The 26,692-nt window shown below is 66.6% G+C and carries 23 protein-coding genes, 1 tRNA gene and 1 pseudogene; 14 read left to right on the top strand and 11 right to left on the bottom strand.

What is annotated here, in order from left to right:
* The 6 genes and pseudogenes from ACFPZ3_RS05140 to ACFPZ3_RS05115 form a co-directional block, all read left to right on the top strand.
* Nucleotides 1–1,379: pseudogene (locus ACFPZ3_RS05140) on the top strand (cell division protein FtsK); the annotation flags it as partial.
* 142 nt (nucleotides 1,380–1,521) lie between these two features.
* Nucleotides 1,522–1,773: a hypothetical protein gene (locus tag ACFPZ3_RS05135; protein ID WP_379512762.1), complete on the top strand. Its 252-nt coding sequence runs from the start codon at nucleotides 1,522–1,524 to the stop codon at nucleotides 1,771–1,773.
* Between the two features lie 11 nt (nucleotides 1,774–1,784).
* On the top strand, nucleotides 1,785–2,681 hold the full coding sequence (locus ACFPZ3_RS05130) for a bifunctional DNA primase/polymerase (protein WP_379512761.1): 897 nt from the start codon (nucleotides 1,785–1,787) through the stop codon (nucleotides 2,679–2,681).
* Nucleotides 2,678–3,808, top strand: a complete 1,131-nt coding sequence (locus ACFPZ3_RS05125) for an AAA family ATPase (RefSeq protein ID WP_379512760.1) — start codon at nucleotides 2,678–2,680, stop codon at nucleotides 3,806–3,808. The genes ACFPZ3_RS05130 and ACFPZ3_RS05125 overlap by 4 nt, the downstream gene beginning before the upstream one ends.
* Nucleotides 3,805–4,026: a helix-turn-helix domain-containing protein gene (locus ACFPZ3_RS05120; RefSeq protein WP_379512759.1), complete on the top strand. Its 222-nt coding sequence runs from the start codon at nucleotides 3,805–3,807 to the stop codon at nucleotides 4,024–4,026. The genes ACFPZ3_RS05125 and ACFPZ3_RS05120 overlap by 4 nt, the downstream gene beginning before the upstream one ends.
* A complete protein-coding gene (locus tag ACFPZ3_RS05115) occupies nucleotides 4,026–5,168 on the top strand; it encodes a site-specific integrase (protein ID WP_379512758.1) in 1,143 nt (380 codons plus the stop codon). Before ACFPZ3_RS05120 ends, ACFPZ3_RS05115 begins: the two co-directional genes overlap by 1 nt.
* A 45-nt stretch (nucleotides 5,169–5,213) precedes the next feature.
* Here ACFPZ3_RS05115 and ACFPZ3_RS05110 read toward each other — a convergent pair whose 3' ends face one another.
* From ACFPZ3_RS05110 to dnaA, 10 genes are all read right to left on the bottom strand, one after another.
* The gene (locus ACFPZ3_RS05110; RefSeq protein WP_379512757.1) at nucleotides 5,214–6,179 is read right to left on the bottom strand and encodes a hypothetical protein; all 966 of its coding nucleotides are present in this window, start codon (nucleotides 6,177–6,179) and stop codon (nucleotides 5,214–5,216) included.
* A gap of 144 nt (nucleotides 6,180–6,323) precedes the next feature.
* Nucleotides 6,324–6,397, bottom strand: a tRNA-Ile gene (locus tag ACFPZ3_RS05105).
* Nucleotides 6,398–6,527: 130 nt separating this feature from the next.
* Entirely contained in the window at nucleotides 6,528–6,857 is a 330-nt protein-coding gene (locus ACFPZ3_RS05100) for a DUF3566 domain-containing protein (protein ID WP_379512756.1), read from the bottom strand.
* Between the two features lie 489 nt (nucleotides 6,858–7,346).
* Complete coding sequence (gyrA, locus tag ACFPZ3_RS05095; RefSeq protein WP_379512755.1) at nucleotides 7,347–9,845, bottom strand: DNA gyrase subunit A; 2,499 nt, start codon at nucleotides 9,843–9,845, stop codon at nucleotides 7,347–7,349.
* A 21-nt stretch (nucleotides 9,846–9,866) separates the two neighbouring features.
* A complete protein-coding gene (gyrB, locus tag ACFPZ3_RS05090) occupies nucleotides 9,867–11,810 on the bottom strand; it encodes a DNA topoisomerase (ATP-hydrolyzing) subunit B (protein WP_379512754.1) in 1,944 nt (647 codons plus the stop codon).
* 349 nt (nucleotides 11,811–12,159) lie between these two features.
* Nucleotides 12,160–12,675 carry a DciA family protein gene (locus ACFPZ3_RS05085; RefSeq protein WP_379512753.1) on the bottom strand — a complete coding sequence of 172 codons (516 nt, stop codon included), beginning with the start codon at nucleotides 12,673–12,675 and terminating at the stop codon, nucleotides 12,160–12,162.
* Nucleotides 12,665–13,909: a DNA replication/repair protein RecF gene (gene recF, locus ACFPZ3_RS05080; RefSeq protein WP_379512752.1), complete on the bottom strand. Its 1,245-nt coding sequence runs from the start codon at nucleotides 13,907–13,909 to the stop codon at nucleotides 12,665–12,667. The genes ACFPZ3_RS05085 and recF overlap by 11 nt, the downstream gene beginning before the upstream one ends.
* A gap of 65 nt (nucleotides 13,910–13,974) precedes the next feature.
* Entirely contained in the window at nucleotides 13,975–14,919 is a 945-nt protein-coding gene (gene gnd, locus ACFPZ3_RS05075; RefSeq protein ID WP_379512751.1) for a phosphogluconate dehydrogenase (NAD(+)-dependent, decarboxylating), read from the bottom strand.
* Between the two features lie 46 nt (nucleotides 14,920–14,965).
* The gene (gene dnaN / locus ACFPZ3_RS05070) at nucleotides 14,966–16,105 is read right to left on the bottom strand and encodes a DNA polymerase III subunit beta (protein ID WP_379512774.1); all 1,140 of its coding nucleotides are present in this window, start codon (nucleotides 16,103–16,105) and stop codon (nucleotides 14,966–14,968) included.
* A gap of 543 nt (nucleotides 16,106–16,648) precedes the next feature.
* A complete protein-coding gene (gene dnaA, locus ACFPZ3_RS05065; RefSeq protein WP_379512750.1) occupies nucleotides 16,649–18,229 on the bottom strand; it encodes a chromosomal replication initiator protein DnaA in 1,581 nt (526 codons plus the stop codon).
* 448 nt (nucleotides 18,230–18,677) lie between these two features.
* On the opposite strand from dnaA, the gene rpmH reads away from it, so the two are divergent.
* The 8 genes from rpmH to ACFPZ3_RS05025 all read left to right on the top strand — a co-directional run bounded on the left by rpmH (nucleotide 18,678) and on the right by ACFPZ3_RS05025 (nucleotide 24,966).
* Complete coding sequence (rpmH, locus tag ACFPZ3_RS05060) at nucleotides 18,678–18,815, top strand: 50S ribosomal protein L34 (RefSeq protein WP_043614899.1); 138 nt, start codon at nucleotides 18,678–18,680, stop codon at nucleotides 18,813–18,815.
* A gap of 59 nt (nucleotides 18,816–18,874) precedes the next feature.
* Nucleotides 18,875–19,237 (top strand): ribonuclease P protein component, encoded by a 363-nt coding sequence (rnpA, locus tag ACFPZ3_RS05055; protein ID WP_379512749.1) that lies wholly within the window; start codon nucleotides 18,875–18,877, stop codon nucleotides 19,235–19,237.
* Nucleotides 19,234–19,515, top strand: a complete 282-nt coding sequence (gene yidD / locus ACFPZ3_RS05050; RefSeq protein ID WP_358114806.1) for a membrane protein insertion efficiency factor YidD — start codon at nucleotides 19,234–19,236, stop codon at nucleotides 19,513–19,515. The genes rnpA and yidD overlap by 4 nt, the downstream gene beginning before the upstream one ends.
* Nucleotides 19,516–19,519: 4 nt before the next feature.
* Nucleotides 19,520–20,443 carry a membrane protein insertase YidC gene (gene yidC, locus ACFPZ3_RS05045; protein ID WP_379512748.1) on the top strand — a complete coding sequence of 308 codons (924 nt, stop codon included), beginning with the start codon at nucleotides 19,520–19,522 and terminating at the stop codon, nucleotides 20,441–20,443.
* Nucleotides 20,444–20,463: 20 nt separating this feature from the next.
* Nucleotides 20,464–20,952, top strand: a complete 489-nt coding sequence (locus ACFPZ3_RS05040) for a Jag family protein (RefSeq protein ID WP_379512747.1) — start codon at nucleotides 20,464–20,466, stop codon at nucleotides 20,950–20,952.
* A gap of 339 nt (nucleotides 20,953–21,291) precedes the next feature.
* Entirely contained in the window at nucleotides 21,292–21,963 is a 672-nt protein-coding gene (rsmG, locus tag ACFPZ3_RS05035; RefSeq protein WP_379512746.1) for a 16S rRNA (guanine(527)-N(7))-methyltransferase RsmG, read from the top strand.
* 137 nt (nucleotides 21,964–22,100) lie between these two features.
* The gene (locus ACFPZ3_RS05030) at nucleotides 22,101–23,036 is read left to right on the top strand and encodes a ParA family protein (protein ID WP_379512773.1); all 936 of its coding nucleotides are present in this window, start codon (nucleotides 22,101–22,103) and stop codon (nucleotides 23,034–23,036) included.
* 967 nt (nucleotides 23,037–24,003) lie between these two features.
* Complete coding sequence (locus tag ACFPZ3_RS05025) at nucleotides 24,004–24,966, top strand: ParB/RepB/Spo0J family partition protein (protein WP_379512745.1); 963 nt, start codon at nucleotides 24,004–24,006, stop codon at nucleotides 24,964–24,966.
* 1,226 nt (nucleotides 24,967–26,192) lie between these two features.
* Here ACFPZ3_RS05025 and ACFPZ3_RS05020 read toward each other — a convergent pair.
* Nucleotides 26,193–26,591, bottom strand: a complete 399-nt coding sequence (locus ACFPZ3_RS05020; protein ID WP_379512744.1) for a hypothetical protein — start codon at nucleotides 26,589–26,591, stop codon at nucleotides 26,193–26,195.
* Between the last annotated feature and the right edge of the window lie 101 nt (nucleotides 26,592–26,692).

Here is a 26,692-nt window from a genome sequence, read left to right as displayed (position 1 = left end):
TCAGCTTCCCGCAGGACATCCACCGCGACGGCCCCGGGCACCTGGCCATCATCGACCTGCCGTTCGGCGTGGAGGCCTCCGACGTCGTGGCCCGGCGTGGCCGGCTGGCCTCCGGCATGCGGCTCCCGCTGGACCAGGTGTGGCCCGAGCCCGGCGACGGTCACCCCGGGCGCCTGGCCCTGTGGGTCGGCTACGAGCCCGCCTCGCAGATGAAGCAGCCCTCCTGGCCGCTACTCAAGGACGGCAAGGTGGACGTGTTCAAGCCGTTCCCGTTCGCCACCACCCCGCGCATGGACACGGTCAACGCCGCCCTGATGTTCCGCAATTGGCTGGTGGGCGGCCAGCCCGGCTCCGGTAAGACTTTCGCCCTGCGCCTGGCCGTCCTGGCCGCCAGCCTGGACCCGCGCGCCGAGCTGCGCATCTACGAACTCAAGGGCGTCGGTGACTTCAAGGTCCTGGAGCCGGTCTGCACCGAGTACGGCAACGGCTTCGACGACGAGACCATCGCCCGCTGCGCTGGGATGATCCGCTGGCTGTACAAGGAGTGCGAGCGCCGTTCCAAGCGCATCGCGCACTTCGCCCAGCTCGGCAAGGCACCCGAGAACAAGGTCACCCCGGAACTGGCCTCGCTGAAGGACTCAGGGCTGCACCCGCTGATCGTCGCGATCGACGAGATCCAGGAGCTGTTCCTGCACGGCAAGTTCGGCAAGGAAGCCGGGGAGATCCTGGAGAAGGTCATCAAGCTGGGCCGCGCCCTGGGCGTGATCCTGCTGATTGGCACCCAGATCCCGGACAAGGACAGCCTCCCGACGGGCATCACTCGCAACGTCAACACCCGCTACTGCATGTCGGTGGCCGACCAGGTCGCCAACGACATGATCCTCGGCACCTCGATGTACAAGAACGGCTACCGCGCCACCATCTTCGAGCCGGTCAAGGAGGCCGGTTGGGGCATCCTGTCCGGCCTGGGCAAGCCCGCCGCCCGCCGCTCCTTCATGGTGGACACCGATGCTGCCAAGCAGGTCGTAGCCCGCGCCATGCAGCTACGCGGCCTGGCCGGCACCTTGCCCGAGGAGGGCACTCAGACCCGCCTGGACGCACCCACCTTCGACCTGCTGACCGACGTCGCCCAGATCTGGCCCGCAGGCGAGACCGCCGCGTGGAACGAGACCCTGTGCACCCGCCTGGCCGACCTGCGCCCCGACTTCTACACCGGCTGGGCCTCCGAGCAGCTCACTACCGCACTCAAGCCGCACGGCGTGGCCGTCCAGGCGATCGGCCGCCGCATCGACGGCAAGGCCGTGACCAGGCGCGGCATCCGCCTGGACGACCTCACCGATGCCATCGCGGAACGTAACCGCCGAACCGGCACCGAGTAGCCCCGCCGGCGGGTGCTAGCGCTAGCGGCTGACCCTGCTATCGCTAGCACCCCCGCTAGCACCAGAAATAAGCCCTGGCTAGGGCGTTAGCACGCTAGCGCCCTCGCTTGACGACACCCAACAACGGCCCAGGAGGCCACCCATGGACCCTGCCACGCTCATCGCTAGCGCAGTGATCATCTTCACCCTGTTCTTCACCTTCCGTTACGCCATCACTTGCTGGATTCGCCCGTTCGACACCTGCCGGAAGTGCCAGGGCAAGCGCCACCTGCCCAACCGCATCGGACGCGGCACCCACGACTGCCGCCGCTGCCACGCCACCGGCCTCCGCCTGCGAATCGGCCGCCACGTCTGGAACCACGTCCGCGCCCTGCACCGCGACACCACCCGCTGACTGGAGCACCCATGCCGATCATGAACTTGACCCGCTACGCCCTCGCAGCCGCCGCCCGAGGCTGGCACGTCTTCCCACTCGCCCCGAACGGCAAGACCCCGCCCCGCGGCTTCACCTCCTGGCAACACCGCACCACCACCGACCCGGCCACCATCCGCCGCATCTGGCACCGCCCGTACAACATCGGCATCGCCACCGGCCCGTCCGACCTGGTCGTGATCGACCTGGACCAGCCCAAGCCCAATGAGCAACCACCACCCGAGTGGACCCGCCCCGGCATCCGAGACGGCGCAGACGTCCTCGCCGCCATCTGCGAGCAAGCCGGACAACCGCTCCCACTGGAGACCTTCCAGGTCCGCACCCGGCGCGGCGGCCTGCACCTGTACTTCACCGCACCCAATGGAGTCACCCTGACGAACACCCAAGGCGGCAACGGCGGCCTCGGCTGGCTCATCGACACCCGCGCCAACGGCGGCTACGTCGTCGGCCCAGGCAGCCACGTCACCGACCACGAGGCCACCGGCACGTACCAAGTCCTGCACCCGAACCCACCCGCACCGCTCCCGGCCTGGCTGGTCGAACGACTACAACCAGCCCCGCTGCCACCACAGAAGCCCATCACCGTACCCCTGGCATCCGATCGTCACGGCTCCTACGTCCGCGCCGCCGTCCTCGGCGAGCTGCAACGCGTGGCCAGCTCACCACCTCACGGCCACAACAACGCGCTCTACCTCGCATCCGTCGCGCTCGGCCAGCTCGTCGCCGGAGGAGAACTGAACGCCGCTGCCGTCACTTCGTGGCTCACGGAGGCAGCCACGCAGATCGGCCAGCCCTACCGCGAGGCCCAGCGCACCATCGCCTCCGGCCTGCGCGCCGGAGCCCGCCGTCCCCGAACGGTGGCCGCATGACCGACCAGCCCACACACCTGCGCCTGGTCAACGGTGATGCCGTCCATGCACCCAGCCAGCCCGTACCGTTCCGCACCTCCTGGACCGCAGACGAACTGATGGCCATGACCTTCCCGGAGCCCCGCTGGGTGGTCCCCGGGATCATCGCCGAAGGACTCAGCCTGCTCGCGGGCCCGCCCAAGGTCGGCAAGTCCTGGCTCAGCCTCGGCCTCGGCATCGCCGTCGCCAGCGGTGCCAAGGCCCTGGAAGCCATCGAACTCGAACCCGGTCCGGTCCTCTACCTAGCCCTTGAGGACACCGCCCGACGTCTCCAGAACCGCATGGGCAAGATCCTCAGCGGCCAGCCCGCACCCAAGGACCTGACCCTGGCCACCACCTGCCCCACCCTCCCGCAGGGCGGGGAAGAGGCCATCGCCCGCTGGCTGGACCGCCACACCAACGCCCGCCTGGTCGTCATCGACGTCTTCGCCAAAATCCGAGGCAACACAGCACCCGGCCTATCCGCCTACGACGCCGACTACGCCGCCATGAGCCGCGCCAAACGCCTGGCCGACACCTACGGCGTCGCCGTCGTCCTGGTCCACCACGTCCGCAAGATGGCCTCCGAAGACTTCCTGAGCGAAGTCTCCGGCACCAACGGCATCGCCGGAGCCGCCGACGCCACCCTCGTCCTCAAACGCGCCAGAGGCACCGCCGACGGCGTCCTGCACGTCACCGGCCGCGACGTCGAAGAAGCCGAATACGCCATGGCCTTCCAACCCGCCGCCGGCACCTGGCAACTCCTGGACGGCCCACCCGAAGACCACACCCTGTCCGACACCCGCGCCGCCATCGCCCGCCACGTCCGCGCCAACCCGAACAGCACACCCAAAGCCATCGCCGACGCCACCGGCCTGTCCCACGAAAACGTCCGCAAGACCTGCCAGCGCATGAACGCCGACGGCCAACTCTGCGTCAACGCCACCGGCCACTACCGCCTGCCCGGAACAGAGACCACAGGAGCTGTCCCCGCAGTCCCAGCCGTCCCCGGCCACACCACCACCAGCACCAACACCCACCAACACGAGGGACAAGCAACCCTGCTGGCCGTCCCCGCTGTCCCCGCCGATGAGGAGACCCACCTTTGACCACCTCAACGCCGGACAGCGTCCGGCCCGCAGACACCCAGCTCTACCGCGTCACCGACGCCATGCACCTGCTCCGCATGAGCCGCACCGTCATCTACGACCAGATCCGCACCGGCCGCCTGCGCTCCGTCAAACAGGGCCGCGCCCGCCTCATCACCCCCGCCGCCATCCGCGCCTACATCGCCCTCCTGGAGAAGGAAGCAGAGGAAGCAGCCTGATGACCAAGCGACGCAGCAGAGGAGACGGCGGCCTCCACTGGGACGACAAACGCCAACGCTGGATCGCCACAGCCAGCCTCGGATTCGACCCGAGCGGCAAGCGGATCGTGAAACGTGGGAGCGGCAAAACCAAGACCGAAGCCAAGAACAAGCTCAAGGAAGTCCTACGCGACTACGAGGACGGTCTGACTATTGCTCCGGGGAACTACACCGTCGCACAGGCCACAACTGACTGGCTGACCTACGGACTCAGCGGGCTGGACCCGAACACAGTCACCACAACCACGATCCTGTGCAAGACCCACATCATCCCGGCACTCGGCAAGAGGAAGCTCCGCGAGCTAAGTGCACAGGATGTGGACAAGTGGCTGGCGGAAAGGGCCAAGTCGCTCAGCACCAGCACCCTGTCCCGACTCCACTCCTGCCTGAACCGGATCATCAAGCGGGCCATGGCACGGGATAAGGTACGGCGGAACGTTGTGGAGCTGTGCCGCGTCCCGCAAGGCCAGAAAGGCCGCCCGTCCAAGGCCCTGACGATGGCCCAGGCCGAGGAGGTCTTGAAGGCTTCCGAGGGCAAAAGCCTGCACGCATACATCGTGGTGTCTCTCCTTACGGGAGCACGCACTGAGGAGCTACGCGCGCTGCGCTGGGATCATGTTGACCTGGTCGGCAACCTCAACGCCGTCCCGTCCGTGCCCCCATACATCGCCGTGTGGCGTTCAGTACGGAACGGTGGAGACACCAAAACGCGTAAGTCCCGCCGCACGCTGGCACTGCCCAAGCGGTGTGTAGACGTGCTGATCCAGCAGCGGGCAGCTCAACAGGAGGAGCAAGGCGACGTCTGGTCTGAGCGCGGTCTGGCGTTCGCCTCCACTGCTGGGACCGAACTAGACGCGGCCAACGTAAGACGAGCATTCCGGCGGCTCATCAAGCACACCAGCTTGAATCCTGCTGAGTGGACGCCTCGAGAGTTGAGGCATAGCTTCGTCTCCCTGCTGTCCGACAACGGGACGCCGTTGGAAGAGATCTCCCGGCTCGTAGGTCACAGCAGCACCGCCGTCACAGAGCTGGTTTACCGAAAGCAGATCCGCCCAGTCCTGCAGCAGGGCGCGGTGGTCATGGACCGCATCTTCGACGAGTGATCACCGTTGGCAGGTCCGCCCCTGTCTGTATTGGGGGCGGACCTGTCAGTCTGTGTAGATCTTGCGGTCCCAGCAGTTCGTACACAGAGCAACCATGTCTGGCTTAGCTGAAACCCACTCTCCACATTCGGTGCATTCCTCAAGATCTTCAAGGTCGCCGGAGTAGCCGCATGCAAAGCACCCATGCGTCGCCTCAACTGCGCCAACCGTCACAATCCCTTCTACCAGAGCCTTAGTAGAACAGTTGTGACAGTAGGTGATGATCCATCGACCGCCGTGCTTTACGGTCCGGTACTCGCTCTCGCCTAGAACACCGGAGGCGTAGTCGTCCGCAGCAACATCGCCCGGCTTCTCGTAAGAGCAGAACAGACACGCCCCAGGCGATCCATCAGCGAACAAGTAGGCGTCCTGGAGGCACTGGGGACACTTAACGACAGGCAGATCCGTTTGGGCGATGGTAGATGTTAGGGCCTTCATCCGTTCGCGTACTAGCACCTTGATCTTGTGGATCTGCTCCATGACGTGGGTGTACGTCGCATCGATAATTTCCTGCTCTTCCGCGTCCGCTCCTGGAGCAAGTTCCTGCTCGATGAACCGGATGAGTGCTTCCATCGCCCTGGCGACCGTTGCCTGCGTCGCCAGGGGGTCGTCATCGATGAGAGCGAAATGAGCGATCTGGTTACGGACTCGGCCCAGCCCTTGAAACGAACTGAGGTCCTTAGCTGAGATGGCTACGTTGGCGATCTTCGTTAGACGATCCAACGCCTGGTCGATCGAGACGCTCTTGACGTCTCCAGTCTCGTACTTCGTTCGCTGAGCCTTAGCGGGGTCGGCCACGACGAGTGTCCAGTGTTCACGAGCCAATCGAACCTTGAGCAAGGTCTCGATACTGGCGCTCAAGTGCAGAGCAGCGTACTTCGTGTCGCGCTTGTCGCCAGTCCCAAGCAACTCAACAGCGCTCTCAAGGAAGTCTAAGCCGTTGTTGATCACATGCTTGTTGATCTCAACCATGGTGGTACCTCTCCACGCGGCTACTCAGCCGCCGCCAGATCGACCCCAGGATCAGGGAACCTTAGTCACGCAGATAGACACTCAGATAGCAAAAGAGCCACTCCCCGAAGATCGGAAAGTGGCTATTCCTGCTGGTCAACTGGGTGGGGCTACCAGGACTTGAACCTGGGACCTCTTCCTTATCAGGGAAGCGCTCTAACCGTCTGAGCTATAGCCCCGCTCGCACCCCGAACGCTATCGCATCCGCCCTACAGAGGCGAACCCGTTGTTCGGAACGAGGAAAAGCTTACCGCCTCCGGCAGCCTGCTCGCGCCGTACCCACAAGGAGCACAGCGCGAGCACCGGACCTTATTCGGCCTCGCTGAACGTCACCTCAACGCCGCCCACCAGGTCGGAGGCGATGTTGTAGATGACCGCCCCCAACGTGGAAAGAGCCGTGATCAGTACGACGTTCACAGCCCCGATCAGGGCCGTGTAGCCGAGGATCCGGACCGGCTCGAACCAGGAGGCGATGTCGATCGGGATCGAGCTCTGCCCCTGCTCGCCCTGGCCAAGCTGGTTGACCAGATCGACGAGCGAGTCGAACACGCCCAAGGCCGACAGCACGCCGTACAGGACGGCCACCGCCACGAACAGCACCACGAAGCAGACCAGGGAGACCACGAAGCTGAACTTCATGGCCGACCACGGCTCGACGCGGCGCAGGACGAGGTGGGCCTTGCGGGGGAGCCGGCCCCCACCGCCTTTCGACTTCTTCTTGCTGGAAAGCTCAAGGGCCGGCGGGGCCTCGGTGGCCAGCGACGGGCGCAGGCGTACCGTCTCATTCCCCTCAGGCTGAGGGGGCGGTCCACCAAGTCCACCAGGTCCACCAGGTCCGCCTGGTCCGCCAGGTCCCCCTGGTCCGCCTGGCCCATTCGGGCCGTTAGGACCGCCCGGGCCATGATGGGGACCACCGGGGCCCGGGCCACCTGGACCGGCGGGACCCACCTGTGGCGGTGGCGACGGCCGGTTGTCCTTCTGGTCAGGAACGGGCCTGCCCTGCGCGGGCGAGGTGTCCTGACCTTCGTCAACCGCGTCGAAGATCTCAGTTACTGCGGGCTTCTTCGGTTGTTGTCCATTACCCGAAGCCGCCTTTGTTCTGGCGGGGCCACCCTGGGCGCTCATGAATTATTCTCCTCCCCCGTCTTCCTCACTCTCCACCGAAGTCTCCAAGGACTCCGCGTTCCGGGCGAGGGCCACCACGCTGTCGCCTTCAGCGAGATTCATCAATCGCACTCCCATGGTCTGGCGGCCGGACTGCTTGATCTCACCGGCACTCGTCCGGATCACCCCGCCGGCGGACGTGATCGCGAAGACCTCGTCCTCTGGGTTGACCATGACGGCTCCGACCAGCTTGCCACGGGAAGATACGATTTTCGCAGTAAGCACGCCTCTACCGCCACGTCCTTGGACTGGATACTGCTCCACTGGCGTCCGTTTTGCGTACCCAGCCTTAGTGGCGATAAGCACATCTTGACCGTCCGCCATGCGATTCATGGCGAGAAGTTCGTCACCTTCGAGGAACCTCATGCCGATGACGCCGCTGGTCGCCCGTCCCATGGGACGAAGCGCCTCATCGGAGGCGGTGAACCTGATCGACTGCGCGCTCCTGGAGACGAGCAGCAGATCGTCGGACTCGGAGACCAGTCTGGCTCCGATGACCTCGTCGTCATCCCGCAGGTTGATGGCGATCAGACCGCCGGACCGGGGGGAGTCGTACTCGGACAGGCGTGTCTTCTTGACCAGCCCGCTACGGGTGGCGAGGACGAGATAAGGGGCGACGTTGTAGTCGCGTAGGTCGAGAACCTCCATGACTGTTTCGTCGGGCTGCATGGCGAGAAGGTTCGCGAGATGCATGCCCCGGGCGTCACGCGCGACCTCGGGCAGTTCGTACGCCTTGACCCGGTAGACCCGGCCCTTGTTCGTGAAGAACAACAACCAGTGGTGGGTCGTGGTGACGAAGAAGTGGTCGACGATGTCGTCCTGGCGCAGCTGAGCACCGCGTACGCCCTTACCGCCGCGCTTCTGCGCCCGGTAGGAGTCGGTACGGGTGCGCTTGGCGTAGCCGCCCCTGGTGATCGTGACGACGATCTCGTCCTCGGCGATGAGGTCCTCGATCGACATGTCACCGTCGTAGGCGATGATCTCGGTCTTCCGGTCGTCGCCGTAGCGGCCGACGACCTCCGCGAGCTCCTCGTTGATGATCTCGCGCTGGCGGCTCTCGCTGGCCAGGATCGCGTTGTACTCGGCGATCTGCGTCATCAGCGAGTCGTGCTCGTCCTGGATGGCCTGCCGCTCCAGGGCGGCCAGCTTGCGCAGCTGCATGTCGAGGATGGCCTGAGCCTGGATCTCGTCGATCTCCAGCAGGCTTATGAGGCCCTGCTGGGCGTGCGAGGCGGACTCCGAGGCCCGGATCAGCGCGATGACCTCGTCGAGCCGCTCCAGGGCCTTCAGCAGGCCACTCAGGATGTGCGCCCGCTCCTCGGCCTTGCGCAGCAGGTAGCGGGTCCTGCGGACGATGACCTCGACCTGGTGCGCCACGTAGTGCCGGATGAACTGGTCGAGCCGCAGCGTCCGCGGCACGCCGTCCACCAGCGCCAGCATGTTGGCGCCGAAGGTGTCCTGGAGCTGGGTGTGCTTGTACAGGTTGTTGAGCACGACCTTGGCGACCGCGTCGCGCTTGAGCACGATGACGAGGCGCTGCCCCACCCGCGAGGAGCTCTCGTCGCGTACGTCGGCGATGCCGGTCAGCTTGCCCTCACGGACCAGCTCGGCGATCTTGAGGGCGAGGTTGTCGGGATTGACCTGGTACGGGAGCTCGGTGACGACCAGGGCCTGCCGCCCCTTGTCCTCCTCGACCTCGACCACGGCCCGCATGGTGATCGAGCCGCGCCCGGTGCGGTAGGCGTCCTCGATGCCCCGCCGCCCGACGATCAGCCCCTTGGTCGGGAAGTCGGGCCCCTTGACGAGCCTGATCGAAGCCTCGAGCAGCTCCTCGTCGTCGGCCTCGGGGTTCTCCAGGTACCACTTGACCGCCGAGGCGACCTCGCGCAGGTTGTGCGAGGGGATGTTGGTGGCCATGCCGACCGCGATCCCGCCCGAGCCGTTGACCAGCAGTTGCGGGAAGCGCGCCGGCAGGACGTCGGGCTCCTGCGACTTGCCGTCGTAGTTGGGGCGGAAGTCGACGGTCTCCTTGTCGATGTCCCGCAGCATCTCCATGGCGATGGGCGCGAGCTTGCACTCGGTGTAGCGCATCGCCGCCGCCGGGTCGTTGCCGGGCGAACCGAAGTTGCCCTGCCCGTCGACCAGCGGGTATCGCAGCGACCATGGCTGCGCCAGGCGCACCAGAGCGTCGTAGATCGAGGTGTCGCCGTGCGGGTGGTAGGTGCCCATCACGTCGCCGACGACGCGGGCGCACTTGAAGTAGCCGCGGTCGGGACGGTAGCCACCGTCGTACATCGCGTAGAGCACCCGCCGGTGCACCGGCTTGAGACCGTCTCGCACGTCCGGCAGCGCTCTGGACACGATGACGGACATCGCGTAGTCCATGTAACTGCGCTGCATCTCGGACTGGATGTCCACAGGCTCGATGCGGTCAGCCGGGGGAGTGGTGTTCACGTCCGTCACAGGTAAAGGTCCTTTTACTGGCTAAACGTCGAGGAAGCGCACGTCGCGCGCATTGCGGATGATGAAGTCGCGCCGCGCCTCGACGTCCTCGCCCATCAGCACGCTGAACAGGTCGTCGGCCTGCGCCGCGTCGTCGAGTGTGACCTGGCGCAGCAGTCGGGTCTCCGGGTTCATCGTGGTCTCCCAGAGCTGGCCTGCGTTCATCTCGCCCAGCCCCTTGAAGCGCTGTACGTTGTCGCGCGGCCGAGGGTCGGGCTTGCCGTTGGCGATGCCGTCGGCGATGACCGCGTCACGCTCGGGGTCGGAGTAGGCGTAGGAGGCGTCCTCGCCCTTGCGGTCCCACTTGATCTTGTAGAGCGGCGGGCACGACAGGTAGACGTGACCGGCCTCGATCAGCGGCCGCATGAACCTGAACAGCAGCGTGAGCAGCAGCGTGTTGATGTGCTGACCGTCCACGTCGGCGTCGGCCATGAGGATGACCTTGTGGTAGCGCAGCTTGGCGATGTCGAACTCGTCGTGCACACCGGTGCCCAGCGCCGTGATCAGCGCCTGGACCTCGTTGTTCTTCAGAACCTTGTCGATCCGCGCCTTCTCGACGTTGAGGATCTTGCCGCGGATGGGCAGGATCGCCTGGAAGCGCGAGTCGCGGCCGCCCTTGGCCGAGCCGCCGGCCGAGTCGCCCTCGACGATGAACAGCTCGCACTTCTCCGGGTCGTTCCACTGGCAGTCGGCCAGCTTGCCCGGCAGTCCGCTGCCCGACTCAAGCAGCGACTTGCGCCTGGTCAGGTCGCGCGCCTGGCGGGCCGCGAGGCGGGCGCGGGAGGCCTGCAGGGACTTGTTGATGATGTCCTTGGCCTCGCCGGGGTTGCGCTCGAACCAGTCGCGCAGGTGGTCGTTGCAGGCCTTCTGCACGAACGACTTGGCCTCGGTGTTGCCGAGCTTGGTCTTCGTCTGACCCTCGAACTGCGGGTCGGACAGCTTGACCGAGATGATCGCGGTCAGCCCCTCGCGGACGTCCTCGCCTGAGAGGTTGTCGTCCTTGCCCTCCTTGAGGAACTTCTGCTCGCGCGCGTAGCGGTTGACGATCGTCGTCAGCGCCGCGCGGAAGCCCTCCTCGTGGGTGCCGCCCTCGGCTGTGTTGATGGTGTTGGCGAAGGTGTAGACCGATTCGGAGTAGGAGTTGTTCCACTGCATCGCGATCTCGACCGCGATGCCGTCGCCCTCCTCGTCGAAGGCGATGATCGACGCGTGCGCCGGCTCCTTCTTGGTGTTGAGGTGCTGGACGAAGTCGGCCAGGCCGCCCTGGTAGCAGTAGGTGACGGTGTGCACCTCACCGTTGACGTGGTCGGGACGCTCGTCGGTCAGCGTGATCGTCAGGCCCTTGTTGAGGAAGGCCATCTCCTGGAACCGCCGCGAGAGCATCTCGTAGTTCCACGTCGTGGTCTCGAAGACGTCGGGGTCGGGCCAGAACGTGATCGTGGTGCCGCTCTCGTCGGTCTCCTCGCCCTTGGCCAGCGGGGCCGTGGGCTTGGACATCTCGTAGCGCTGGCGCCAGTAGTAGCCGTTCTGCTTGACCTCGACGTCCATGGCGGTGGACAGCGCGTTGACGACGGCGGAGCCGACGCCATGCAGGCCGCCGGAGACCGCGTAGGACTGGCTGTCGAACTTGCCGCCCGCGTGCAGCGTGGTGAGCACGACCTCGACGGCGGAGCGCTTCTCCACCGGGTGGATGCCCGTGGGGATGCCCCGGCCGTTGTCGATGACGCGTACGCCGTTGTCGGCCAAGAGTGTGATGTCGATGAGGTCGGCGTAGCCGGCCAGGGCCTCGTCCACCGCGTTGTCCACGATCTCTGTGACGAGATGGTGCAGACCACGTTCGCCGGTGGAGCCGATATACATACCCGGGCGCTTGCGAACCGCCTCAAGCCCCTCGAGTACGGTGATTGAGCTAGCGTCGTAGGACAACTGCGTAATCCTCCTGCCGCGGACACGCGGCGGGGGAGGCGATCAACCGCGAAAGCTGCCCCTACCGTGCCCGTCACCGTCGTGAGTGCCCCGATGCGCGGTCACCCGGGGGAGTCGACTTGCTGCCGGGGTGACACGCAAGCGGACGTGTCCGGAATCCTTTTTCATTCTACCGCTTCCGGAGGGTCAAGGTGGCAATGAACGCGCCTGTGATGCCCTCTAGCTCGATTTGCCCCCTGTCAAGCATCCCCCCTCCGGAAAGGGGGCTTATCGCGTCTCCGGCTGTCTGATCGCCCTCGAAGCACAACCGGAGCGGTGCAAGCACGAGCCTTGGAGCCGCTGGACGCGGCTATCCGTAGGTGTCGCCGGGACCCCTACTTCCGGTCACCCGCAATCCCCCCGAAGGGCGCGGAGCGTTCTGCGGGCCTCTGACCTTGACCTTCGTCACCGTGCCGTCGCCGAGCTCCTCGTTCAGCCTGCGTACGAGGGTGCGCGCGAGCAGCCGCACCTGCGTCGCCCACGCGGTCGAATCGGCCACCACCAGCACCTCCCCCTCGTGGAAGGACTCGGGCTTGGTGTGCTGGGCGAGGTCGGGGCCCACGATGTCGATCCAGCGCCCGAACACCGCGCCGACCGCCGCGGAACGCTCCCAGCCGCGGTCGGCCAGCAGGTCGGCGATCGCGCGACCGAAAAGCTGGGGATCGCCGGCATCCCTGCGCGGCCCCGCGGCCTTGCGCCTGGGCTCGCGCCGGGGGAGCTGACCGCGTTTGGCGGCGTCGGCCTTGGCCTGGGCGAGCTTCTCCCTGGCCATGGCCACGCCCTTGGCGGTGGCGTTCTCGCCGCCGCCCTGTTGCTCACCGGACACGGGTCACACTCCCCTCCGCGACGTCGAACCTGCCTCCCGCCAGCTCCTGGGGCACGTCATCGGGCACGGCCGCGGTGATGAGCACCTGCTCGGCCGGCGCCACCATCTCGGCCAGCCGCCTGCGGCGCTGGCTGTCGAGCTCGGCGAACACGTCGTCGAGGATCAGCACGGGATCGCCGCCGTCGGCCCGGAGCAGGTCGTACGCCGCCAGCCGCAGCGCCAGCGCGAACGACCACGACTCGCCATGGCTGGCGTAACCCCGGGCAGGCAGATCGCCGAGCCCGAGTATCAGGTCGTCGCGGTGCGGACCGACGAGTGTGACCCCTCGTTCGAGCTCCGACGAGCGGACCTCCAATAGCCGCTCCCGCAGAGCTTCTTCAAGGGTTTTCCCCAAGTCTGTGGATAACGTCTGTGTATCGAAAGATCCCCGCTCACCGGGGACTTCGCCCTCCGAGACACCCTCACCTGGATCCCCACCTGTGGACAACGTGCTGCGGTAGGCGAGCGTCGCGGGAGCGCTCGACGGAGCCAGCGCGGCATAGGATCCGGCCACCAGCGGGCGCAGCGCCTCGATGAGCTCCAGCCGCCCCCGCAACAGCTCCGCGCCGTGCTTGGCGAGGTGGGCGTCCCACACCTCCAGGGTGCTCAGCACGTCGCCCGCGCCCGCCGCGTCGAACCCGCTTTCACGGTCCTGCCGTCTGGCGCTCCTGCCGCCTCTGCGGGCCTGCGCGGCCGTGCGCAGCAGCGCGCCGCGCTGCTTCAGCACCCGCTCGTAGTCGGCGCGGACGCCGGCGAACCTGGGCGCCCTGGCCACCAGCAGCTCGTCGAGGAAGCGGCGGCGCTCGGACGGGTCGCCCTTGGACAACGACAGGTCCTCGGGGGCGAACAACACCGTGCGCAGCAGGCCGATGACGTCGCGGGCCTTGGACGCGGGGGAGCGGTTGAGCCGGGCGCGGTTGGCCCGCCCCGGGTTGATCTCCAGCTCGACCAGCGCCCGCCGGTCGTCCCTGTGGACGGCGCAGCGCACGATCGCGCGCGTGGCGCCCTGCCGCACGAGCGGGGCGTCGTTGGCCACCCGGTGACTGGCGTGCGTCGCGACGTAGCCGAGAGCCTCGACCAGGTTGGTCTTGCCCTGGCCATTGGGCCCGACGAACGCCGTGACGCCCGGCTCCAGGCCGAGCTCCACGGAGGCGTAGGACCGGAAGTCGGTCAGCGAGAGGTGGGCGACATGCACCCCACGAAGGTTAGTCCGCCTCGCGGGTCACCGGGGTCACCGGCATGCGTTCCTGTGGAAAACCGTTAGCGATCGACTTCGCGGGGCGGGGTCACGTCGGCCCCGGGGGAGTCGGCGCCCTTGCCGGTGCTGCCCTCCGTCGAGGTGGTGGCATGGCCGCCGAACTGGTTGCGCAGCGCCGCCACGACCTTCATCGCGGGCGAGTCGTCCTGGCGCGAGGCGAACCTGGCGTAGAGCGCGGCGGTGATGACCGGCAGCGGGACCGCGTGGTCCACGGCGGCCTGGACCGTCCAGCGGCCCTCTCCGGAGTCCTGTGCGTAACCACGGAGCTGTTCGAGGTGCTCGTCGTCGTCCAGCGCCCGCACCATCAGGTCGAGCAGCCAGGAGCGGATCACGGTGCCGGTGCGCCAGCTGCTGAAGGAGCCCTTGACGTCCTTGACGACGTCGGAGGCCTCCAGCAGCTCCCAGCCCTCCGCGAACGCCTGCATCATGCCGTATTCGATGCCGTTGTGGACCATCTTCGCGAAGTGCCCGGCGCCGACGTCGCCCGCGTGGACGAAGCCGTCCTCGCCCTCGGGCTTGAGCGTCTCGAAGATCGGCATGACGCGCTCGACGTTGGCCTGGTCGCCGCCGCACATGAGCGCGTAGCCGTTCTGCAGGCCCCACACGCCGCCGCTCACGCCGCAGTCGACGAAGCCGATGCCCTTCTCGGACAGCTCGGCGGCGTGCTTCTGGTCATCCACATAGTGGGAGTTTCCACCGTCGATGACGATGTCGCCCTCACTGAGCAGTTCACCGAGATCGTCGATGGTGGTCTGAGTGGGTTTGCCGGCGGGGACCATGACCCAGACCGCGCGCGGCGTCTGCAGACGTTCGGCCAGCTCTTTCAGGCTGGTCACGTCGCTGACGGCCGGATCCCGGTCATAGCCGACGACGTCGTGGCCGCCGCGGCGCAGCCGCTCGGCCATGTTGCCGCCCATCTTGCCCAGCCCGATCATGCCGATCTGCATGATGTTCTACCCCCTTGTCAGACTTCCATCATCTCCGATGACAGGTTCAGCCTGACAGTCGGATAGGCATGATCAGGTATCGATAGTCCGTCACGACTTGGTCTTCCACAGGCTTGCCACCGGTGAGGATAGCGGGCTTCGTCGATGTGGTCATCTGCAGCCGCGCCACGTCGGAGTCGATGGCCCCCAGACCCTCCAGGAGGAACTGGTGGTTGAAGGCGATGTTCATCTCCTCGCCCTCGTAGTCGACCGGGAGCGCCTCGACGGCCTGCGCCTCGTCGCCGCTGCCGGCCTCCAGCACGACCTCGCCGCTCTTGAACGCCAGGCGTACCGGAGTGTTGCGCTCGGCGACCAGGGCCACACGCTTGACCGCCTCGACGAACGAGCTTGTGGACAAGTCGGCGCGGGCGGAGAACTCGGTGGGCAGCAGTGAGCGGTATTTGGGGAACTCGGGGTCGAGCAGGCGCGTCGTCGTGCGACGTCCGGCGCTGGAGAAGCCGATCATGCCCTCGCCGGTGCCGCCAGCGGAGCTGAGCGCGATCTCGACCTCGGCGCCGGTCGCGCCGAGCGCCTTGGCCGTGTCGGCGAGCGTCTTGCCCGGGATCATCGCGATGGCGGCGAAGTCGGGCTGACCCGGCTGCCACTTCAGCTCGCGTACGGCCAGCCGGTAGCGGTCGGTCGCGGCGAGGGTCACCGTGTCGCCCTCGATCTCCATGCGCACGCCCGTGAGCATCGGCAGCGTGTCGTCCCGGCCCGCGGCGACGGCGACCTGGCCGACGGCGGAGGCGAACACGTCGCTGCCCACCCGCCCGGCGGCCGGCGGCATGGCCGGGAGGGAGGGGTAGTCCTCCACAGGCATGGTCAGCAGTGTGAATCGGGCGCTGCCGCATGTGACGACGGCCTTGGATCCGTCCACCACGAAGTCCACAGGCTGTGCGGGAAGCGCGCGCGTGATCTCGGCGAGCAGCTTGCCCGAGACCAGGACGACTCCCGGCTCGCCCGTGTGGAGTTCGAGCGTGACCTCGGCGGAGACCTCGTAGTCGAAGCCGGAGAGCTTGAGCCGCTGCTCCTCCGTGACCTCCAGGCGCATCCCCGCCAGTACGGGCACCGACGGACGCGCCGGGAGGCTGCGTGCCGTCCATGCCACCGCCTCAGCGAGGACGTCTCGCTCGATTCGGAACATCACGGTCATCAGCCTCCTGGGTTCGTCGTTGACTCAAGGATCTCAAGGATCCTCCCTCCCAGCCTCGCGCTCCGGGAGAACCCCTCTATGGGTCTTTGAGTTTCTTAGTTAGAGAGATAAGAGGTCATCACACTAGGGGCTGTGGAAACTGTGGACAACCAGTGTCCTGGCTGGTCAACAGCCCTGTTTTCATCCACGGGGGCTGTGGGCGGAGCCTGGGGAGAACTCGCGAGCCTGGGGACAGAGATTTTTCACCCACAGGCTGTCCCCAGATCATGGTGCCTTCATCCACGGAGAACCGGGGGTTATCCACGAGGTTTCCACAGGTTATCCACGGGGTAAACGAGGCCCTTCTGGAGCCCCAGATCGACTGTGCACAGTCTGTCCACACGTTATCCACGGGTAGTCCCCAAGTTCTCCCCAGGATGTCCCCAGCGTTGTCCCCAACCAATGTGGACGGATTTTTCCCGGCATTGGGTGACGAAGCGCGAGCGCCTTTTCGTGTTTTCGCAGTCCACAGTGTTTTCCACAGGCTGTGCATGAACTTCAAGATCCACGCTGTGTCTGCTTGATCCGCATTGTTAGCTCGTTGACCTGGTTGTACATCGATCTGCGCTCCGCGATGAGCGACCGGATCTTGCGCTCGGCGTGCATCACGGTGGTGTGGTCGCGCCCGCCGAACTGCTGGCCGATCTTCGGCAGTGACAACTCGGTCAGCTCACGCGCCAGGTACATCGCGATCTGCCGGGCGTTGACGAGCGCCCGGCTGCGTGAGGTTCCGCACAGGTCGTCGATGCTGATCCCGAAGTACTGGGCGGTCTCGCTCATGATCGCCGCGATCGTGATCTCGGTGTCGGACTCCGAGGTGATCAGGTCCTTCAGCACCACCTCGGCGAGCTGCAGGTCCACGCCCTGCCGGTTGAGGCTGGCGAACGCGGTGACCCTGATCAGCGCGCCCTCGAGCTCGCGGATGTTGGTGGAGATCCGGCTGGCGATGTATTCGAGCACCTCGGGCGGCGCGGCCAGGCCCTCCTGGATGGCCTTCTTCCTGAGGATGGCGATCCGGGTCTCCAGCTCCGGCGGCTGGACGTCGGTGATCAGGCCCCACTCGAACCGGTTGCGGAGCCGGTCCTCCAGCGTGATGAGCTGCTTGGGCGCCCGGTCGCTGGAGATGACGATCTGCTTGTTGGCGTTGTGCAGCGTGTTGAAGGTGTGGAAGAACTCCTCCTGCGTCTGCTCCTTGCCCTCCAGGAACTGGATGTCGTCCACAAGCAGGATGTCGATCGCCCGGTAGCGGCCGCGGAACCCGTCGGCCTTGTGGTCGCGGATGCTGTTGATGAAGTCGTTGGTGAACTCCTCGGAGCTCACGTATCTGACCCGCGCGCCGTCGTACAGGCTCTGGGCGTAATGCCCGATCGCGTGCAGCAGGTGAGTCTTCCCCAGCCCCGAGTCCCCATAGATGAACAGCGGGTTGTATGCCTTCGCCGGCGATTCGGCCACCGCCACGGCCGCCGCATGGGCGAACCGATTGCTGGCGCCGATGACGAATGTCTCAAATGTGTACTTCTGATTGAGTCTGGCCGGTTCGCTGGGCTTGTTGCTCTTTGCCTCCCACCGGTTCGGTGCCGGTTCCGGCACCTTCTCCACAGGCGGTGGATACGACTGTGCCTGTTCAAAAGAGAAGCCGGCCTGTGGATATTCGGTGGATATCTGGGGTGGCTCCGGCTGCGGAGAATAGAACTGCGGAGGCTCCGAAGGCTGGTTGTACTGCGGTTGGGCAGGCTGTGCATAACGCAGCTGACTCTCCACACCCTGGGGATAACTCTGAGTCACAGGCTGTTGATGAGAGTCGATGGTCGGCTGCTCCGGCGCCGTGGTGTCGATCATCACGGCCAGTCGCATGGTCCGGCCGAGCTCCTGTGACAGAGCGTGCGCGACCAGCGGGCGCAGTTTGCCCTCGATGAGGTCTTTGAGGAAGTCGTTGGGGACGCCGAGCACGATCGTGTCGTCGGCCAGCGCGATCGGACGCACCATCGACAGCCAGGTGCGCTGCTGGACCGGCACGTTTTCGTTGAGGAAGTTGCCCAGGGCCCTTCCCCATACCGCGCCGAGGTCGACACCGTTCATGATGAGGTTCCCCCTCCTCTCTCTCGCGGCCCCCCGCGATCGTTATCCACATGGCGTGGTCGCCCAGAGTGCTCGGCGACCCGTTCGTCCACACGGGGCGGCCGGGCTGCTCGCCCTCGCCCTCCACAGGACATCCACAAGCTGTCCACAGCCATTGAGCGGGCCCGGGAAGGGCCGACAGTATCTATGTGCACAGCTGTGTTCAAGGCGTTGTCCACAGCCTAGTGGCACGGGAGTGCACCAACTGTGGACGTGGGGCCGGCGGTGGAAAAGTAGCCTGTGGATTAGTGGATAACCGGTCCGGTTTGACCTGGACGGCGGTTGGCCCGTAACGTACGACGGTCGGCTTGTCACGCGACGGCTATTTCGCGTGCCCTCGCTTCCCTGGCAGGCCATCCATGTGTTTTTCGGCGCCCTCGTGGCGCACCATCAAGCCTGGAGCCCACCCGTGAGCAAGCGTACTTTCCAGCCGAACAACCGTCGCCGCGCGAAGACCCACGGCTTCCGGCTGCGGATGCGCACCCGGGCCGGTCGCGCCATCCTCGCCGCTCGCCGCCGTAAGGGCCGCGAGAAGCTGTCGGCCTGATCGTCCTGCGCGACTACAGCCCGCCGGCGGATCACGCCGGCGGGCGTTAGACGTATACGGTGCTATCCCGTCACTCCCGCATGCGACGCGGGGAGGAATTCGAGGCGGCGGTCAGGCGCGGAAAGCGCGCGGGCCGCCCCACCCTGGTGGTGCATTTCATCGTTTCCGGGGAAGGATCGCCTCTGGTGGGTTTCGTGGTGAGCAAGGCTGTCGGTGACGCCGTGACCCGAAACAGGGTCAAACGACGGCTCCGACACCTGATGCGGGACCGTCTCGACCGGCTGCCGCGAGGTAGCCTGCTTGTGGTACGCGCCAACCCACCGGCCGCGTCCGCGCGATTCGAGCAACTGGCCGCCGAACTCGACGTCGCGCTGGATCGTTTGATCAGGCGGCGCGAGTCCTCGACGGGTGGACAAAGATGACGGAGCAACCGCAAGGGGTGGTGCCGAGCCTGGCCGCTCGGGCACTCATCATCCCCATTCGGTTCTATCGGGCGTTCATCGGCCCGATGCTCGGTCCTCGCTGCCGGTTCTATCCGTCATGCAGTGCATACGGGCTCGAGGCGATTGCCGTACATGGAGCATTGCGCGGCACATGGCTGACTGTCCGGCGCATCGGGCGGTGCCACCCATTCCATCCCGGAGGTATAGACCCGGTGCCCCCACGCCCGGTCCGGTCCCACGAAACGCAAGGGAGATAGCTCGGTGGAGCTGTCCTGGCTCAACTGGCTGTACACAGCCGTCGCCCAAGTCATCACCTGGATCCACCAGGCATACAGCACGGTCCTCGACCCGAACAGCGGCTTGGCCTGGGCGCTCACCATCATCACGCTGACCGTCTTCATGAGGATCCTGATCTTCCCGCTGTTCCTCAAGCAGATGCGATCGTCGCGAAAGATGCAGGAGCTGGCGCCGAAGGTCCAGGAGCTCCGCAAGCGGTACAAGAACGACAAGCAGCGCATGAACCAGGAGGTCATGGCGCTGTACCAAGGTGCAGGCGCCAACCCGCTCGGCGGCTGCCTCCCTGTCGTGGCTCAGTTCCCGATCTTCATCTCGATGTTCACCGTACTTCGGGCGATCGCGGCCGACCAGGCCAAGTTCGGCATGTCGCAGGAGCTGGTCGACAGCGCCAAGCAGGCTCTCATCCTGGGCGCTCCGCTGCCTGCCACGTTCTTCGAGGCGCCCAGCATCGGCGAGAAGATCGTCATCGGTTGTTTCGTCGCGGTCAGCTCGCTGACCACGTTCCTCACCGTCCGGCAGAGCGTCACCCGCTCCATGGCTCAGATGCCGGACAACCCCATGGCGCAGCAGCAGAAGATCCTGATGTACATCTCGCCGCTGTTCGCCTTCTTCAGCCTGAACTTCCCGCTCGGTCTGATCATGTACTGGGTCACCACCAACGTGTGGACGCTCGGTCAGCAGCACTGGTTCTACAGCCGGCACCCGATGCCGCAGTACGACGCGAAGGGTGACCCGATCCCGGTCCAGTCCAAGCCCGGTCTGATCGCCAAGCTGCGCAAGACGACACCGGAAGAACAGGCACCGCCGCCTCCTCCGGAGCCTAAGATCATTAGGCAGCAGCCGAGCAGGCAGTCCCGCAGCAAGCGCACCGGCAGCAAGAAGTCTTGAACACGAAGGAGAGGCCGGCCATGACCGAGGCCGAGCAGGAGAAGGCTCCTGATCTCACTGCGCTGGAGCAGGAAGGCGAGATCGCTGCCGACTACGTCGAGGGCCTTCTCGACATCGCCGACATCGACGGTGACATCGACATGGACGTCGAGGGCGACCGCGCCATGGTGTCCGTGGTGGGGCTCAAGGGCAATGAGCTGGTGGGGCCCGCGGGAGAGGTCCTGGAGGCTCTGCAGGAGCTGACCCGGCTCGCCGTGCACCGGCAGACCGGGGAGCGCTCGCGGCTGATGCTCGACGTGGCCGGCTACCGCGAGCGTCGCCGGGCCGAGCTGACCAAGCTGGGCACCGAGATCGCCAACCAGGTGAAGGAACGGGACGAGCCGAAGGCGCTGCAGCCGATGACCCCGTTCGAGCGCAAGATCGTCCATGACGCGGTGGCGGCCGCCGGGCTCCGTAGTGAGTCCGAGGGGGAGGAGCCGCAGCGGTACGTGGTGGTTCTGCCCGCCTGAGGCACGTCATCCGACATCCGATCCGGCCGTCCGCCCGCCCTCGTGCGTGGTGGACGGCCGCTTCGCGTTTACAGACCTTTATGTCTGTACGGGGGATTTCTGCGTACGTGTGCTGCCACGTACTGACATGTCGTTGTTAGCGCTCCCACGTAGGTACTTGGGGAACGGCGCGCTCACAGGTGGGCTTCACCGCGGCCCGCTAGTCTTCCCTTGTGATCTCACCCGTAGCCTTGGGTAGAGACCGGACTCCTAGACCTGTCGCCGGGCGACGAACCTGCGCCGGCACACCACCCGATCGCCGAGACAAGGGCCATCAGCCCCAGAAAGGGCCACCGACCAGTGAGCGATGAGCTTCCGGAGCCGCCGGACATAGCGCGGGACGTCTTCGCCGGGGAGGCTTGGGATCGTGCCAGTGCCTTCGCCGAGCTGCTGGCGGGTCCCGGTGTCGTCCGTGGGCTGCTGGGCCCGCGGGAGGTGCCCCGGATCTGGGACCGTCACCTGCTCAACTGCGCGGTCGTGGCCGAGGTCGTGCCACAGGACGTGCGCCTGGTGGACATCGGCTCCGGCGCGGGGCTGCCCGGGCTGGTCCTGGCGATCGTCCGGCAGGACATCACGGTAACGCTGCTTGAGCCGCTGCTACGACGTACGGTGTTCCTGGAGGAATGTGTCGAGGCTCTCAAGCTCGACAACGTCGAGGTGCTGCGCGGGCGGGCGGAAGAGCTGGTCGGCGAGCGGGAGTTCGACGTCGCCAGCGCCCGTGCGGTGGCGCCGCTCGACCGCCTCCTGACGTGGGCCATGCCGCTGCTCCGCGAGGGCGGCGAGCTGATCGCCATGAAGGGGGAGCGGGCGGCCGGCGAGCTGGCCGAGGCGGAGGCCCAATTGCGGGCCAGCGGGGCCCGAACGGCTGAGCTTGTGACCGTCGGGCGCGGTAAGGTCGAGCCGCCTGCAACATTGGTTCGGGTGGTAGCGGGTCGCGCGCCGGAGCGAGCCAGGCGGCGACGAAGGAGGTGACGGTTGTGCCAGTCGCGTCAAGTGGTCTTGGCTGGCCGGACAGCCGTCCGTCTGAGAGTCCAACCGGGGTTGGCTGGCCCGAAATGGGCGTGTCGCGACAGCAAATTCCCGGCACCGGCACACCACTGGTTGAAAGGATGGCCATCGTGACCCAGACCCCCCTGAACCCCGGTGATTCGCCGTTGGTACGAGAGGCGCTCAGCTCAGTGGTTTCACGTGAAACATCTGCAACCCCGACGGCCGCCCAGACCGGCGAGACCCCCGGCGATGGCGACGGCACCTGGCCGCGCCCGGCCAAGACCCGATTGATCGCGGTGGCCAACCAGAAGGGCGGGGTGGGCAAGACGACCACCTCGGTCAACATCGCCGCCGCCCTGTCGATGCACGGCCAGCGTGTCCTCGTCGTGGACCTCGACCCGCAGGGCAACGCCTCCACGGCTTTGGCCACTGAGCATCGTGGCGATGTGCCGGATGTGTACCAGGTCCTCGTTGACGATCTCCCTATGGCGAACATCGTCAAGCAGGTTCCGGAGATGCCGAACCTCTATTGCGCTCCGGCCACCATCGATCTGGCCGGCGCCGAGATCGAACTGGTCTCCTTGGTGGCGAGAGAGGCTCGCCTCCGGCGCGCGCTGGCGGCGTACGACGTGGTGGACTACGACTACATCGTGATCGACTGCCCGCCTTCGCTCGGCCTCCTGACCGTCAACGCGCTGGTGGCCGCGGAGGAGGTCATGATCCCGATCCAGTGCGAGTACTACGCCCTGGAGGGCCTCGGCCAGCTCCTGCGCAACGTCGACCTCATCAAGGCCCACCTGAACCCGACGCTGAGCCTGTCGACGATCGTGCTGACGATGTACGACGGCCGGACCCGGCTGGCCTCGCAGGTGGCGGATGAGGTACGCGCGCACTTCGGGGACACGGTTCTCAAGACGGTGATCCCGCGCAGTGTGCGGCTGTCGGAGGCGCCCAGTTATGGGCAGTCGGTGATGACCTACGATCCGGGATCGAGTGGGGCGATGGCCTACATGGACGCCGCCCGCGAAATAGCCCACCGCGCCACTGTCGCCTGACCACCCTCCAGCGCGTCCCTGGTTGGGGCGGTGAGATCGGTCCTGCCACCTTTGGTCGGCGACTTGAAGGCTGGGTTCGTCCGGTGGCCGCGAGCCCCGGAGGCCCGGCCTGGGGGGCTGGAGGCTAGGTCTGGTGGGTTCGGGTCCCCGTGTTTGTCCGCGAGCGCCCGATGCGTGCCGACGGGGCTGGCTTTTGTGGATCTGCCGGCCCGCTCGATCCTGCCCTTGTGCGCGGGAAGATGACGCGGCCTCTCGCCTTCAAGCCGCCGTGACCCAAGCAGGTACGCTCGCCGCGTGGCAGCCTGAAGCCGCCGAGGGCGCCGGCCTTTCGCCCGCCGGACGAGGCGGCGCTGAGCATCGTCGAATAAGCAACCTCTTGTCGTTCGGCGAGGTAGCCCAGAGGCACTGGGCGGGCGACCTCCAAACGCTGCGGAGGTGACCTCCAAACACTGGGGAGGCGACCTCCAAACGTTGGGGAGGCGACGCCCAAGCGGGGAGACGACTCCCAATCGCGGGGGAGACGACCTCCAGCCCGGGGGCGACACCCAAGCGCGGGGAGACGACACCCGGGCGCGGGGAAGACGACCTCCGGCCCGGGGGGCGACTCCCAAGCCGCTGGGTTGAGGGACCCGACAGCGCCCATCCCGAACGGGCCAGCGGGGTGGCCGCTCGGGATGGGTGGAACCGACGACGAGCCCCCATCCCTTCGTGTCGCTGAGAGCGCCAGCATCCGTTGCGGAGAGGGGCGCGGCGTGGAGACAAGGGGATGGTGGGAGTTCCATGGGCCGATGGGCCGATGGGCCGGACTCCAGGCGCATCTCGGTGCTCAGTCACGAGTTGGGCAGATTTGTGACCGTGTCGGTGTAAATCCAACGGCACCGTGTGTGGTGAGGGGGCACCCCGTCGGGTCCACGACGGTAACCTCTCCTGGAGTGACCGGAATCGACCGGCTGGATGAGGAGACGCAGTGAGTCAGCAGCGGCGGGGATTGGGCAAGGGGCTCGGGGCGCTCATCCCGACCGGTCCCATCGTTGACGGTACGGGGACGGCGCCGTCCCCGGCGAACGGTTCAACGGGGGACACAGGTCCAAAGCCGATTGCTGGGGCGTACTTCAAGGAGATCGCCCTGGCCGCGATCGTCCCCAATCCACGTCAGCCACGTGAGATCTTCGATGACGAGCGCCTGGACGAGTTGGCATCGTCGATCCGGGAGGTCGGCCTCCTGCAGCCGATCGTGGTCCGGTCGGTCGGTGGTGGTCAGTACGAGCTGATCATGGGGGAGCGGCGTTGGCGAGCGTGCAAGCAGGTCGGCTTGGATCCGGTGCCCGCGATCGTACGCAACACCCAGGACACCGATCTCCTGCGCGACGCGCTCATCGAGAACCTTCAGCGCGAGCAGCTGAACCCCCTCGAAGAGGCGGCGGCGTACCAGCAACTCCTTGACGACTTTCAGGCAACGCACGAACAGCTCGCAGAGAAGGTCGGTCGCTCCCGCTCCCACATCACCAACACCCTCCGCCTTCTGAACCTCCCACCCGAGGTCCAGCTCAAGGTCGCCGCCGGGTCCATCAGCGCCGGTCACGGCCGAGCCCTCCTCGGCCTCAACGGCCCCGAAGAGCAGATGCTGCTTGCCAAGCGCATCGTGGCAGAGCTCCTCTCGGTTCGGGCCGTGGAGGAGATCGTCGCCATGGGAAGCGCGAAGGCCGCCACGAAGGCGCCGCGCGAGCGCCAGCCGGCCAAGCCCACCGCCCCCGGCCTCACCCACCTCGCCGACCGCCTCTCGGATCACTTCGAGACGAAGGTCAAGGTGGACCTGGGACGCCGGAAGGGCCGCATCGTCGTGGAGTTCGCCACGATCGACGACCTTGAACGCATCATCGGCACCATGGCACCGGAAGCGGCCCGCACGATGCGCGAGGCCGAGGACTGACCAACCCCCCGCCCCGTTTCACGTGAAACACCCCTCCAGCCAGCTACCTCCCGGCCTCTGATAAGCCGCCGACGCCCTCTACTCCGACGTCTCGGCCCAACGCTGGTGGGACACGTTTCACGTGAAACAAGCAAGCACAGAGAAGCACGGTGCAGGCGCAGAGAAGCCAGGTGCAGGCGCAGCAACTCGAGGCGGCGCGGCAAGCCCAAGAACGCTTGGCCCGGCAGCGCTCCGAGCGCGCAGCGGTCGGTGGTGGCGACGGCCAAAAGGTAGGGAGGGCGAGGCCGTGCAGCGGATGGCCAGGCCGTGCAGCGCAGCGCTCAGGATAGCCGACGGGATCGGGACAGGCAGCGGACATGTGCGGCGGCACGCCAGCCCGGGGGAGTCGGGCGGGGACTCGGGTGGCAGGCGGCCAAGCGCGACGGCGGTCCGGTCGGGGAGTCACACGGCAAGCGGGCAGGGCGACGGCGGGCAGGGCGACGGCGGGCAGGGCGACGGCGAGGCCGTGCAGCGCGGTGCTCAGGAAAGCCGACGGGATCGGAGCAGGCAGCGGTCAGGCGCGGCGGCGCGCCAGCCCGGGGGAGTCGAGCAGGGGACTCGGCTGGGGGGGCTCGGGTGGCAGGCGGCCAAGCGCGACGTTAGTCCCGGTCGTGGAGTCACACGGCAAGCGAGCAGGCGCGGTAGCGGGCGGAGCGACGGCAGGGCAAAGCGACGGCGGGCAAGCAGTTGGCCTTACAGAAGCGGCGGGGCGAGGTTGGGTAGGGAGACGGCTTTGGGGTGCTCGGTTGGGGCGACGGCGCTTGGTGAGGCTGTCTGGAGGAACCGCCGACGAGCGGCGCCGTGCCACTGCCACGCCAATGCGCAAGCGCAGCCGGTCGAGCATGTCACCGCGGGTGCCGGTGGACGGCTCGGTGACCGTGCCGAAGTCGGCGACGCGCCAGCCGGTCGAGGTGAACATTGTGATGACCTCGTGTAGTGGCTGAAACAGGGAGGCGTCCGCCTCAAGGCCGCGGGGAAATGTTCCAGCCATCACGGCCTGGGATGGTGGTCGCTGAAAATTCGCGTGCAGTGGCAGCCGCTCGGTGGGCTTGAGCAACGGTGTCGGGCCTCGCAGCCAGAGCCCGGAAGGCGAGCGGCGCAAGGCCTATTACCACCGTCGGTCAGGACCTCTATCCGGCCTGGGCGGGAGCCGGGTGCGTCGAGATCGCGGAAGTGGACGGCTGGGATCATTCTTGGTGGCCGAGCGCCCACCACATGAGGCGCTTTCTCAAGGACCGTGCTGCCGTTGCAACCCGCATCGTATGAACAGGCAGGCGCGACGAGATGGCCGCTCGCCCCGTTACCAGGGGAGGCCGGCCATCGCCGCGATGCTGGTGACTGGCTCGGACCTTCTTGCGCACTGGATGAGGCGTCATCCGGACGGAATAGCCGAGCCTGACGCTGAGGCAGGGGAAGGTGGCGGTCGCACCGCTTCCTTGTGGCTGCCTGGCCTGGACGGCAAAGCCGCGCTGGGTGAGGCGGCCGGACATCGCCGATTCGGTGACAGGGCAATGCTCGAATTGGTCGATCGCCAGCGAAGCGCTGTGGGCTGGCGACTTCAGCTGGGCAATCCCGACGACGAACATCTGGCGACCACCAGTGGCCCAGCGGGTTTGATCCGCCTACCGCCAGTTCTAGGCGGCCGACTGTGGGCGGGAGGCGGCTGTTTCACGTGAAACAGGGTCGG

Source organism: Nonomuraea insulae, from assembly GCF_042656245.1.
Note: the sequence above shows the minus strand (reverse complement) of the source record. Positions and strands in the feature narration are given on the sequence as shown.